The organism is Kibdelosporangium banguiense (assembly GCF_017876405.1).
Classification (GTDB): Bacteria; Actinomycetota; Actinomycetes; order Mycobacteriales; family Pseudonocardiaceae; genus Kibdelosporangium; species Kibdelosporangium banguiense.
In genome coordinates, this window is sequence record NZ_JAGINW010000001.1 from 6510561 (window position 1) to 6522824 (window position 12264).

Below are 12264 nucleotides of genomic sequence, written 5' to 3' on the forward strand. Positions count from 1 at the left end.
CGTCAAGTTAGCCGGGCCAGCGAAGGCCGTCAAGGTGCACTGCGTGGCCGTGTTTCATTGATACGATTCATCTATGGCGCCGAGTATCAAGGATGTCGCCGTGCGGGCCGGGGTGTCCATCGGCACGGTGTCCAATGTGCTCAACCGGCCGGACAAGGTCGCCGACGTCACCAGGCAACAGGTGCTGGCCGCGATCGAGGAGCTCGGCTTCGTGCGCAACTCCTCCGCCGCCCAGTTGCGCGCCGGCACCAGCCGGTCGCTCGGCCTGATCGTGCTGGACATGGCGAACCCGTTCTTCCACGACGTGGCCAAAGGCGTCGAGGACGTGGCCACTGAGCTGGGCTATGCCGTCGTGCTGTGCAACTCCGACGAGCAGGCCCCCCGGGAGGACCGCTACCTGCAGGTTCTCGAGGAACAGCGGGTTCGCGGGGTCCTGATCACGCCGGTGGAGGTCAGCTCGGAGCGGTTGGACGCACTGCGCAGGCGCGGGACGCCGACCGTGCTGGTGGACCGGCACGACCCGCGCGTGAACTGTTGCTCGGTGGCGGTCGACGACGTGGCAGGCGGTGAGCTGGCCGGTGGGCACCTGATGGAACGCGGGCACGAGCGGATCGCGTTCTTCAGCGGCCCGCTGAGCCTGCGGCAGTGTGCCGACCGGCTGGCCGGCCTGCGTGCCGCGGTCGAGGAGTCCGGCCGGAACCCGGACAAGGTGATCGAGGTCGTCGAGCTGCCCGCGCTGAAGGCGCGGATCTCCTACGAGGCCGCCCGCGAGCTCTTCGGCCGGCACAAGGACATCACCGCGGCGTTCTGTGCCAACGACTTGCTGGCTCTCGGGCTGCTGCGGGCCGCGGTGAGCACCGGCCGCAAGGTGCCCGACGACATCTCGATCATGGGTTACGACGACATCGAGTTCGCCGCGGACGCCGCCGTGCCGCTGTCCTCGATCCGGCAGCCCACCCTCCAAATAGGACGCAACGCCGCCCAGCTGCTGCTGGAGGAGTGCGACTATCCCGAGACACACGCGCACCAGCAGGTGATGTTCAAGCCGGAGCTGGTGATCCGCGACTCGACGTGACGAGGTGTAGCCAATGCCCTTGCCGCGTCCCGGCGGCCGGGCCAGGGTTGAGGCATGGCCTTTTCGATCATTCGACGGGCCACGACACTGGGGCTGACCGCGTTGGCGGTCGCAGGCTTGGTGTTCGTGCCGTCCGTCGCACAAGCCGCAGAAGCCGTAGAAGCCAGATCGGCGGTCATCCGGCCGGTCCGCCAGTGCGCCGGCCTGCCGAAGGACTTCCAGATCCCCGGCGCACCCACCCACATCACCGCGACGGCCGTCGTCCCGGCGACCGCGACCGACCCCGAACACTGTGATGTTCAGGGATTTGTCGAGCCGGCCGTGAAATTCCGGCTCAAACTCCCGACCAGCAGCTACACCGGCCGTTACCTGCAGTCCGGCTGCGGTGGCCTGTGCGGCGCCATCCCGGACCTGCTCTTTCCCGACAACTGCCTGCCGCGCAACGGCGAGTTCGCGATCGCGGCGACCGACGACGGCCACGAGGGAAAGGGCACGTTCCCGTTCCTCGACGGTGCGTGGGCGGCGAACAACCAGGCCGCGCGGGACGACTGGTCCTTCCGTGCCCCGCACGTGGTCTCGTTGGCCAGCAAGCGGATCATCGCGACGTACTACGGCGCCCCGCCGAGACACTCCTACTTCTCAGGGTGTTCCAACGGCGGCCGTGAGGCGTTGTTGCTGGCCCAGCGGTATCCGGACGACTTCGACGGCATCATCGCCGGTGCACCGGGCGCGTACATCAGCGCTTTGATGGTGTACCAAGCGTGGCTCGCTCGTGCGAACACCGCACCGGACGGCTCCTCCATCCTCACGCCCGACAAACTGGCCACGCTGCACAATGCAGTCATCGCCGCGTGCGACAACCTGGACGGACTCCTCGACGGCCAGCTCGACGACCCGCGCCGATGCAAGTACGACCCGATCTTGTTGCGGTGCCCGGCGAACACGGACCAACCGGACTGCCTGACGCCCGCCCAGGTGGAAACGACCCGCAAGCTGTATGCGGGACCGACCGACGAGGCCGGTCGGCTGCTCTACCCCGGGTATCAGCCGTACGGCAGCGAACTGGCATGGAACGGCTGGGTCACTCCGATCCCCGGCACCGGATCGATCGCCGGGCTGCTCGCCGACAACACCTTGAAGTACCTGGCGTATCCCATCGGGACACCGCACTCGTCACTGGCTGATTTCCGGTTCACCAGCGCCGAGTTCCACAAGCTGACGGCCGAGGGATACAAGGCCAACTCGCTGAACCTGGACCTGAGCGCGTTCCGGCGGGCCGGCGGAAAGCTCGTGATCTGGCACGGCTGGGCCGACATGGCGATCCCGCCGCACGGCACGCTCGACTACTACGACCGGCTCGTCCAACGCTCTGGCGGCCTTGCCAGGACCCAGCAATGGGCTCGCCTGTTCATGGTGCCCTCGCTTTATCACTGTGCGGAGGGCGGCAAACTCGGCGAGTTCGACCCGCTGCGGGAGACTGTGGCCTGGGTCGAATGGGGACAGGCGCCCCAGAAGGTGATCGCGACCGGGCGTGACGAGCAGGGCAACGTGCTTCGCACGCGGCCGGTGTTCCCGTATCCGTTGCAGGCGAAGTACGACGGCTCCGGCAGTATCGACGACGCGGCCGACTTCGTCGCCGTACCTCCGCAGTCCCCGCCGAAGGACCAGATCAGCTGGGTCGGCACGTACCAGTACGCGATCCCGGGCCCCAGGGCCTGAACAGAACTCGTGGGGTGGCTGGCAGCCACCCCACGAGTCGCGTCCTAGCTTTCGACCTTCGCGGCCTGGCGTTCGACGAGCTTGCGCGCGATGTTGTGCGCGATCTTCTCCGGGTCGAGGGCGCCGTCACCGGCGATTCTGTTCTGCGACAGCTCCTCGGTCAGCGGGCCGACCAGCTCACCGGCGAGGCCCTTGGCGATCTCCTCGATGTTCGCCGAGGGCAGCGGCCGGCTGGCGGCCGCCCACGCACCCATGTTCGCGCCGACTGTCCAGATCCACATCGGCAGAATCAAGCCGTTGTTGGGGTCCAGGTGCGGCCGGTGCTGCTCCCACACAGCCTGCGCCACACGGTTGACGTCGTCCTGGGTCAGTGGCATGTCAGCTCCTGGAAGTTCGGTGAGGGACTCGTTGAGGTCGACCCGTCCGCTGATGCCGGGCACCAGCCCGACTGAGGTGTACTGGTGGATGTTGGCCTGGCCGCGGTAGCTCAGCGGGTGCCTGTTGCCGTCGTTCGGCCCGTACGCGGCTGCCCAGACAATGGTGCCGGGCACGCCGATCGTGTCCGCGGTGATCCCGGACAGCATGGAAGTGTTGGCGTACAAGGTCACCGAGCCGAACCCGTTGTCGCGCAGGCGGGTCAGGAACCGGAAGGCGAAGTCGCGGGCCGCCCCGCCGGGACGGTGCGGATCTTCCAGATCCAGGGCGGGCGGCAGGCCGGTCGCGTCGAGCCGGAGCACTTCGGCCGTCAGCACGTCGGCCTGCACCTCAGGACTCGGCGACAGCTGTGCGTAGTGGTAGAGCCCGACCGGTAGTCCCACGCTCTGCGCGCCGCGCACCTGAGCGTCGGCACGCACGATGGCGGGTCCGCCACCATCGGTGCCTTTCACATAGACGAACGAGACGCCGTGCCGCGTCACGGCGTTCCAGTCGGTGACTGTCTGATAGCGGTAGATGTCGATTCCGAGTGCCATGGCATCACCTCGGGGGAATTTTTTCCGGGACCGGGTACGGATCCGGTAACGGGTACCCAGTGGCTGAGCAGCGTCAAACTCGTGGCGTGCATACCTCCGGTGGGGGTCTTGGCCTGGCGTTGTGCCCTTCTCAACGACATACGTAGCCGGGTTGGGACTTGTTCACGTGCCCAAGTATTCCTACGCTCAGCCTAAGCCGCCCTCCAGTTGGACATATCCGTAGCCCCCATTGGCACCAGGATCAGGAGGTTCGCGGTGATCAAGCGAAGTTGCGCCGTCGTCGCGCTCGCAGCAGCCGGACTCACGCTCGCCGCCCTGCCCGCACAGGCGCAGGTCGAAGGCGGCGGCTGGACGTCCTATGAGCCGACTTTCTCCGTGCAGCAACGCGGATGCGGCACGGTCAACGGCATGACGTTCACCCTCACGTGTTCGACCGGCAGCGGCGACCAGCGCGCCGAGCGCCGTTACGCCACCTACACGGGTGGCACGCGTCAGTTCGAAGGCTCGTTCCGGATCACCAGCATGGCCGGTTCCCGGATCAGTCTGAAGCAGACGTTCAAGACTACCGGCCCATTCTTCATGCTCGCGGTCGAGCGTGGCGGGCGGCTCTACGCGGTGCACGGCGGCGACACCATCGCGACTGGTGCGACCGTCGGCGCGACCGTGCGGGTCAACACCGTGCATCAGGTGGGCAGCCAGCACCGGACGTACATCAACGGGTCGCTCAAGCACACTGTCTCCAGTCCGTCCGGCGATTTCTACGACAAGTTCGGTTCGTATCGAACTGCCAGCGGAAAGGGCCCGGTCACCACGGTGTGGAGCGGGATCAAGTTCTGGCGCAAGTGACCTTGACGCTGTTTTTCCACCGGCGGCCGGCCATTAGTGCCGATGATTTCTTTTTGCCGGCCGCCGGTTTTTACCGGTGAACACGAGGTGAGGCGTTCCCGCCGCCGAGGTAACCATCCGGCGTGTTGCACGTGGCGTGTCCGCCGGGCCCTCTGACCGTGGGTGATAACGATGCGCGACCATTCGGTCGCCGATGGTGCCCGAAGCCCCTGCTCTGCCGCTCGCACCCTTGTGACCTGCTAGAGCGCTACCGGGCGAGCAGGTATGAGGATCTCATATGCCGGGTATGAGCGGTTCCCGCGCCGGGCAGTGACAGATCTGCGCGGGCACTGATTATCGCGACACTGGCCGCCGTCCCCAGCCGTGTCGCAGACTTTTTCCATCGCCATTGAGCGGGGAATCCTGAGATAGGGGACATTGTGATCGCCACCCTGAACAACACCGCTGCCCTGAACACCGCGACCACTCTCGCCGACACCCTCGATGCGTTGTTCGCGGAGCTGGACCTGCATTCGCCCGAAGGCACCGACCTGGTGATCGACGAGCTGGACCAATGGCAGAACCCCAAGGACTGCATCGCGGGTTTCTCCACCCAGACCTTCAACCTCGTCGTGGTACAGGGGAGATGACACAGCGATGACCGAACCGGGTGTCCCGGCGGGCCGGGTGGTCGGATTCAAACGCCACCTGCGCGTGGAAGTGATCAAGGGCGAAGCCGTATACCTTTTCTCCGAGCGCGGTGTCACGGCGCTGAAGGGGTCGGACGCGGAGACCCTGGCGCCCCTGCTGGACAACACCCGCGATCTTCCGGCCCTGCTTCGTGACGTGCCCTCCGGTGTGGCACCGGAGCAGGTCGGAAGGTTCATCGCCCGGCTGGACGAGGCCGGACTGCTGACCCTGGGCCCACCCCCGGCGACCGGGGCGGACGAGCGCGCCAGGGCTTACTGGGAGGCGGCCGGTACGGACGCCACCACGGCGGTCGCCAGTACCGCCGGCAGACGCGTCCAGGTGATCGCGACCGGGAGCACCGACCCGGTCCCAGCCCTGGCCGCGCTGCGGGAAGCGGGCCTGACCGTCCAGGTCGGCCCGCAACCCCGCGACAACGACAGCCGCGACGGTTTCGCGTTGGCGACCGACGATCCAGCCGATCTGTCGGTCGTGCTGTGTGACGACTACCTGTCGCCGGACCTGGCCGACATCGACGCCGTGCACCGAGCGGCGCGGCGGCCCTGGCTGCTGGCCAAGCTCGTCGGCGCGCAGGTCTGGCTCGGCCCGGTGTTCGACGTTCCCGACCTCGGTTGCTGGCACTGCCTGGCCACCCGGTTGTGGGCCCACCGGGACGCCGAGGCACACGTCCAGGCCGCGCTCGGGCGTGTGGGCCCGGCCGCACGGCCGGTGGCCTCGTTGCCCGCGCTGGACACGATGGCCACCCACATGATGGCCCTCGAGGTCACCAAATGGCTTGCCGGATACCGGTATGCGGGCCAGCGCGGGGTGTGGACGTTCGACAGTCTCGATCTGACCGGCCGGCACCATGAGTTCCGCCGTCGCCCGCAGTGCGCCCTGTGCGGCAACCCGACGCACATGCGTACGCAGGCCCGGCGCCCGGTCGTGCTGGAATCCCAGCCGAAATCGTCGGACAACGCGGGAGGACACCGTTCGCTTCCGCCGCAACGGGTCTACGACCGCTACGAACACCTGATCAGCCCGGTCACGGGCGTGATCAAGGAGATCACCCAGCACGAACGCGGCCCGTCGTTCTTCAACTCGTTCCGGGCCGGCCACAACGTCGCGGTGAGCCGCAACCTGTTCAGCCCGCACGCCGCGCCGCGTGCGGAGAACGGTGGCAAGGGCGTCACCCCGTTGCACGGCAAGGTGAGCGCGATGTGCGAGGCACTCGAGCGGCATTCCGGGTTCTTCCACGGCGACGAGGAACGGGTGCGCGGCAGCTACAAGTCCTTGCGGGACCAAGCCGTTCATCCGTCCACCTGCCAGCTGTTCGACCAACGCCAATACCCGGGGCGCTCGGCGTGGAACGCCGCGCACTCGCCATTCCAGCACGTACCCGATCCCTTTGACGACAACGCGGTCGTCGATTGGACACCCGTATGGTCGCTGACACACGAACGGCACCGGTTGCTGCCCACCGCGATGCTGTACTACGGCGCGCCGCCGGAGTCCGGTTCGGTCTCGCTGTACGCCGACTCGAACGGCAACGCGGCCGGCAGCAGCCTGGAAGACGCTGTCCTGCAAGGAATGCTGGAACTCGTCGAGCGTGACTCGGTGGCGATGTGGTGGTACAACCGCGTCACCAGGCCGCAAGTGGACCTCACGGCCTTCGGCGACCAGTGGATCGACGAGCTGAAAGCCGTGTACGCGGGGCTCAACCGGGAGGTCTGGGTGCTCGACGTGACCGCCGACTCGAAGCTGCCCACCATGGTCGCCCTCTCGCGGCGGACCGACGGCGGATGCGAGGACATCATGTTCGGGTTCGGGGCACACCTGGATCCGCGGGTGGCGTTGCGCCGCGCGTTGACCGAGATGAACCAGCTCATGCCGGTCGTGGTCGACGGGCCGGAAGGCCGTTACGGCTGGGCGGAACGCGAACCGGTGGAGTGGTGGCAGACCGCGACCATCGCCAACCAGCCGTATCTCCTGCCAGACCGCACGATCCGGGCGCGGGTGCCCGAGGACTACGGCTACGAGCCCACAACGGACCTGCTTGACGACGTCGAGACCGTACGCCGCCGTGTGGAGTCGCTCGGGCTGGAAGTGCTTGTGCTGGACCAGACCCGGCCGGACATCGGGCTGCCGGTGGTCAAGGTCGTGGTGCCGGGGATGCGCAGCTTCTGGGCCCGCTTCGGCCCGGGCCGGCTGTTCGACGTGCCGGTGGCGCTGGGATGGCTGCCGCGTCCAACTGAGTACGCCGATCTCAACCCGATCCCGCTGTTCATCTGACAGGTTCATGGGCAGGCGGGAAAGCCGGAAGGGGGAGAGCGCACCACACGACGACCGCGACAGCCTCGACGGGGAGTTCAGCGTGCAGTTCAAGCCTGCTACCGGTGAGCCGGACCGGATCCGGCTGTGGTCCCTGCGTGAGGACGCGCTGGTGGAAAGCGGCTCGGAGGATCAGCTGCTGGTGTTCACCCGGTGGGGCGACATCGAGATCGAGGACCCGAGCCCGGTGGTCCGCGAATGGCTCTACCGGATGAGCCTGGGCCCGGTGTCGCTGGAGAACCTTCTGCCACCACGGCAGGGCAACAACCAGCGGCCGGTGGAGGACGATCCGGAGTACGGCCATGTCCGTGGTGTGCTGGAGAAACTCGACAGCTGTGTGGTGCATTCGCTGGGCCTGGCCGACATGGGTGGCCCGCTGCTGTCGGCGGTGCCGATCTCCCGGCAGGCCAGCTTCGAGCTGCCGGTGATCGACCCCGACCACCCGGTGCGGCTGTCGCGGTTCGCCGCGATGCGGGCGAGCGACGGCGAAGTCGTGCTCGAGTCCCCGCTGGCCCGCCACCGCGTGGTGTTCCACCGTTCGCTGGCCACCCGCGTGGTCGGGTCGCTCGGCAAGGCGACTACGGTCGCGGATCTGGCGCCGGCGTTGGACGTGGCGGAATCGCTCGTCGCCGACATCGTCATGTACGTCGCCGCGGTCGGGATGATCGTGTTCAGCGAAGGCGAGAGCACCGTGCCGTCGGCCCGGTTCGCCGAGGACACCGACCCCGGCCTGATGGTCTGGTCGCACAGCGATCTGCTGTTCCACTCGCGCAGCAGACTCAGCCGGCACGAGGACCCACGCGGCGCGGTCTACCCACGCGGCGACAAGGTCCCGCCGCCGCCCGCGGTGAAACCATTACCGGAAGGCCAGCGCTACCCCCTTTACAAACCGGTTCTCGCGGAAATCGCGGCGGCTGATCCGTCGTTCACCGAAGTGATTGAGAGCCGCCGGTCGTTTCGGAAGTTCGCCCGCCGTCCGTTGACATCCCAGCGTCTGGGCGAGCTGTTGTTCCGGGCCGCCCGGATTCGTTCGGTGCGGCCGGCAGACGGCGGCGGAGTCAGTTATGCGGTGTCCGACCGGCCGTATCCCAGTAGTGCCAGCCTGCACGAACTGGAGTTGTATCTGACCATCGACCGGTGCGCGGATCTGCCGAGGGGCATATACCACTATGACCCGCTCGGGCACGCGCTGACTCTCATCGATACTTCGGCCGACAAGGTCGGCGAGTTGCTGGATGATGCAAAGGTGGCAACAGGTTCAATGCAACGGCCGCCTGCGCTGATCACCATGACCGCACGGATGGGACGCTTGTCTTGGATGTACAACGGGATCGCGTACGCCACGACCCTCCGGCACGTCGGCGTACTGCAGCAGACGCTCTACCTTGTGGCGACAGCGATGGGACTCGCGCCGTGCGCGCTTTCCGTCGGCGATATCGAGGTCGCCGACAGCGCGTTCCTGCTGCAGTGGCCCGCCGAAGTCACCGTCGGCGGGTTCGTGGTGGGCCTGCGCCCTGACGCCATACCCGAGCACAACAGCACCAGGCAAGATCCCTGACTGCAGCTTGCTGCAAGCACGATCCGTGCAGGTGAACGTGTACCCTCTTAGCATGCCGAGAGCGTGATGACGCTGGGGGGAGAATGAGCCCAGACTCGGACGGTAACGACTTATCCGTCAACTCCACACTCGCCCCGAAGGTGGCAAGGTTAGTCGTCGTCACGGTCTTTAGTTGTATAGCGGTGCTCGCCTTTACCCGTGTTCTCTCATCGGGTGTGAGCACTGGTGCTGTGCTGCTCTCGGCGCTCTACATGGTCGTGCTGCTGTCGTTGCAGATTTTGTGGACTTCGCGTCGTGCCGACCAGTTGTCGCCCGCGTTGCGCTATGCGGCGCTGTTCGCCCAGGCCTGCCTGGTGTACCTGCCGTTGCTCCAGTTCGAAGATTCCTGGATCGGCCTGCCCGGATTCTTCGCGGGCAGCGTGCTGATGGTACTGCGGCCACCCTATGGCTGGATCGCGGCGGCCCTGGTGGTGGCCAGCATGGCATTCACCCAGTGGCTGTTTTTCCCCCAGTTCGAAGCGGTGCTCTACATATCGCTGTCCACAACACTGACGGGCCTGTTGGTCTACGGCCTGACCTGGTTGTCGACCCTGGTGACGGAACTGCATTCGGCCCGCGAGGAATTGGCCAAGATGGCAGTGGCCCGCGAGCGCCTGAGATTCGCCCGTGACCTGCACGACCTACTGGGCTACAACCTGTCGGCGATCACGCTGAAGAGCGAGCTGACCCACCGCCTGGTCATCAAACACCCGGCGAGAGCCCGCGAGGAACTAGTGGAAATCCTACAGATTTCCAGGCAGGCCCTGGCCGACGTGCGAGCGGTCGCCAGCGGCTACCGAGAGATGTCACTCGACGAGGAGTGCGTGTCGGCACGTTCGGTCCTGGCCGCGGCGGACGTCCACGTCCAAATGGCGGTCAACTACAACGACCTGCCAGTCCGAGTGACCACAGTCCTGGCCACAGTGCTACGCGAGGGCATCACAAACCTGCTGCGCCACAGCAAAGCCGAATTCTGCGAAATCTCGGTGACCCAACTCGGCGGCGCGGTGACCATCGAGATAATCAACGACGGAGTCCCCAACGACCCAGTCGACTCAAGAACGGGCGGAGGCCCAGGCGGCAGCGGAATCCACAACCTCTCCGCCCGAGTAGCCGAACTGGGCGGCGAACTGATCACAGAACTCCAGGAAAAGAACAGATTCCGCCTCCACGCAGTACTACCGCTGTTCGACCAGCACCCAACCAAAAGCGACAACGACGACGACCTGAACCCACCCCTGCGAGTAGTCTCCTGACCCACCGCGGCCCAGTGCGTTCCAGAGTTGGCCGACCTCGCGACGTCAGGTGCTGACTGCCGAGTGCCAGGTTTCGGTGTCCCGACTGCTGAAGTGAAGTCCGGCGTGCCCGGTCAGCGCCCCCGGTCGCGAACCCTGGCCCCGGTCAGCGCCCGAGAAAGCCAAAGCGCGTCAGCGCAACAGAAGTGTGCTCTGAGTGTCCTCATCTGAGGGAGGTTTGCCCGCCCGGCAGGGCATTCAAAAACAATCACAGCACCAACACCAGCCCAAGGGCAGAGGCCTGTACGGAGGAGGGGAGGGGAGTACGGGACCGGTCAGAGCCAGCCGGCTTCGGTGGCGATGCGGATCGCGTCGACTCGGTTGCGGGCGTTGAGTTTGCCTGCGATGGTCGTCAGGTAGTTGCGGACGGTTCCCACTGACAGGTACAGCTTGGCTGCGATCTCCGAGGCGTCGGCGCCGTGGGCTGCCAACCGAAGGACTTCGCTTTCGCGAGTGGTCAGCGGGCAGTCGGTGCTGTCCCAGGCGGCGAGGGCGAGCTGGCTGTCGACGACTCGGCGGCCGGCGGCGACGCTGCGGATGGCGTCGGCGAGCTCGCTGGCGGGGGCGTCCTTGAGCATGAAGCCGCTGACGTGGGCCGATAACGCGCGCCGTAATGTGCCGGGGCGGCCCAGGCCGGTCAGGATCAGGGTGCGCACCTCCGGCAGGGCCGCGCGGATCTCCGCCGCCGCGGTCAGGCCGTCCTTGCCTGGCAGGTCTATGTCCAGCAGGGCCACGTCCGGTCGCCACTTGTGTGCGGCGGGCAGGATCTCGTCGCCGGACGACATTTCCGCCACTACTTCGATGTCCGGTTCGACGTTGAGCAACGCCACGAGTGCGCCGCGGACCATGTGCATGTCCTCGGCGATTATCACCCTGATCATCGCTGGCCCCTTCCCTCTTCGGCGCAGCCTGTTCTCCCACCCGTGATCATAGGGGTTTCGGTGCTCATTCGGATCGGCTATTAGGGGAAAACAATGGCGATCTGATGCCGCCTGCCGAAGTCATTGGAACACACTGTATTCGGATGATGACACCGAGTGGAGAAGCAATTAGGCGAAAACACGTCGTTTCGAATCGCGCATATCACCGAAGTGTGCGGCATCCGGCGTAACCGGGTCGGTCAGCGGGCGTAGCCGATCCTCATCGCCGGGGCGGGTTCGGCGCTGCGCGGGGCCGGAATCGCGGCCGCTCGCCGGACGGTGGCGATCACCGCGGGCCAAGGCGGCAAGTGCGGCAAACTGCGGGGTTGTTCAATCCACGGACACCCATTTTTCGCGTCGAATTCGCGCGGCACCACAACGCGGGATCCGGCGGGCACAAGATGGACTTCCAGGCACCGAAGTTCGGTTCGGTGCTTCGGTGCGTCCGGCTCGGCCGGCCGGGTCAGAAACATCCACCACTGCCCGGTCGTGTCGGCAAGCACCGGACCAGCCAGCAGGGCGATCCGCAGGTCAGTGAGGACAAGGCGGCCAAGCAGACGGGGCATCACGACCGCGTCCACGGCGTCGCCGACGCGCATCACCAGGCGTCCGGGGTCGACCTCGATGGTGACCGGCCAGCCGAATCGCTCCTCGTAACGGGTGCGCGCACGGGTCAGTTCACGTAACAGATCCAGTTTTACCGCGGCGTTCATCGTCTTCCTCCAGCCGGGGCGGCATTCGCACGGTTGCTCCATTCCACATGGGGTGGCCGCCCTGCTCGCGCCGGACGGCCGCGACTGCAGAAAACAAAGGTATACGGCAGTTTCGCGGGCATCGGCCAGTC

The 12264-nt window shown here is 66.5% G+C and carries 10 protein-coding genes; 7 read left to right on the forward strand and 3 right to left on the reverse strand.

Annotated features, from left to right (window positions below; translation table 11 throughout):
• The first annotated feature begins 73 nt into the window (after positions 1-73).
• Together JOF56_RS30650 and JOF56_RS30655 are read left to right on the forward strand one after the other, a co-directional pair.
• Positions 74-1075, forward strand: a complete 1002-nt coding sequence (locus JOF56_RS30650; protein ID WP_209642943.1) for a LacI family DNA-binding transcriptional regulator — start codon at positions 74-76, stop codon at positions 1073-1075.
• Between the two features lie 54 nt (positions 1076-1129).
• Entirely contained in the window at positions 1130-2794 is a 1665-nt protein-coding gene (locus JOF56_RS30655) for a tannase/feruloyl esterase family alpha/beta hydrolase (RefSeq protein WP_209642944.1), read from the forward strand.
• 44 nt (positions 2795-2838) lie between these two features.
• Here the strand turns inward: JOF56_RS30655 and JOF56_RS30660 are convergent, their stop codons facing one another.
• Positions 2839-3765, reverse strand: coding sequence for a glycoside hydrolase family 25 protein (locus JOF56_RS30660; RefSeq protein ID WP_209642945.1), 927 nt, complete (start codon positions 3763-3765; stop codon positions 2839-2841).
• A 258-nt stretch (positions 3766-4023) separates the two neighbouring features.
• Between JOF56_RS30660 and JOF56_RS30665 the strand changes: the two genes are divergently transcribed.
• The 5 genes from JOF56_RS30665 (at position 4024) to JOF56_RS60250 (ending at position 10461) form a co-directional block, all read left to right on the forward strand.
• Entirely contained in the window at positions 4024-4611 is a 588-nt protein-coding gene (locus JOF56_RS30665) for a hypothetical protein (protein ID WP_372448395.1), read from the forward strand.
• A gap of 419 nt (positions 4612-5030) precedes the next feature.
• The gene (locus tag JOF56_RS30670) at positions 5031-5240 is read left to right on the forward strand and encodes a hypothetical protein (protein ID WP_209642947.1); all 210 of its coding nucleotides are present in this window, start codon (positions 5031-5033) and stop codon (positions 5238-5240) included.
• Positions 5241-5247: 7 nt separating this feature from the next.
• Positions 5248-7569: a TOMM precursor leader peptide-binding protein gene (locus JOF56_RS30675; RefSeq protein WP_209642948.1), complete on the forward strand. Its 2322-nt coding sequence runs from the start codon at positions 5248-5250 to the stop codon at positions 7567-7569.
• An 82-nt stretch (positions 7570-7651) separates the two neighbouring features.
• Positions 7652-9166: a SagB family peptide dehydrogenase gene (locus JOF56_RS60245; protein ID WP_209642949.1), complete on the forward strand. Its 1515-nt coding sequence runs from the start codon at positions 7652-7654 to the stop codon at positions 9164-9166.
• A gap of 215 nt (positions 9167-9381) precedes the next feature.
• The gene (locus JOF56_RS60250; RefSeq protein ID WP_209642950.1) at positions 9382-10461 is read left to right on the forward strand and encodes a sensor histidine kinase; all 1080 of its coding nucleotides are present in this window, start codon (positions 9382-9384) and stop codon (positions 10459-10461) included.
• A 314-nt stretch (positions 10462-10775) separates the two neighbouring features.
• On the opposite strand, the gene JOF56_RS30690 is transcribed toward JOF56_RS60250, so the two are convergent.
• Positions 10776-11381, reverse strand: coding sequence for a response regulator transcription factor (locus JOF56_RS30690; RefSeq protein ID WP_209642951.1), 606 nt, complete (start codon positions 11379-11381; stop codon positions 10776-10778).
• Between the two features lie 239 nt (positions 11382-11620).
• A complete protein-coding gene (locus JOF56_RS30695) occupies positions 11621-12133 on the reverse strand; it encodes a hypothetical protein (RefSeq protein ID WP_209642952.1) in 513 nt (170 codons plus the stop codon).
• Positions 12134-12264 lie beyond the last annotated feature (131 nt).

Excerpts from the sequence above, each read along its gene's own strand:
- JOF56_RS30675 (WP_209642948.1), top strand. The coding sequence starts at position 5,248 with ATGACCGAACCGGGTGTCCCGGCGGGCCGGGTGGTCGGATTCAAACGC.
- JOF56_RS30655 (WP_209642944.1), top strand. The coding sequence starts at position 1,130 with ATGGCCTTTTCGATCATTCGACGGGCCACGACACTGGGGCTGACCGCG.
- JOF56_RS30660 (WP_209642945.1), bottom strand. The coding sequence starts at position 3,765 with ATGGCACTCGGAATCGACATCTACCGCTATCAGACAGTCACCGACTGG.
- JOF56_RS30695 (WP_209642952.1), bottom strand. The coding sequence starts at position 12,133 with ATGAACGCCGCGGTAAAACTGGATCTGTTACGTGAACTGACCCGTGCG.
- JOF56_RS30650 (WP_209642943.1), top strand. The coding sequence starts at position 74 with ATGGCGCCGAGTATCAAGGATGTCGCCGTGCGGGCCGGGGTGTCCATC.
- JOF56_RS30690 (WP_209642951.1), bottom strand. The coding sequence starts at position 11,381 with ATGATCAGGGTGATAATCGCCGAGGACATGCACATGGTCCGCGGCGCA.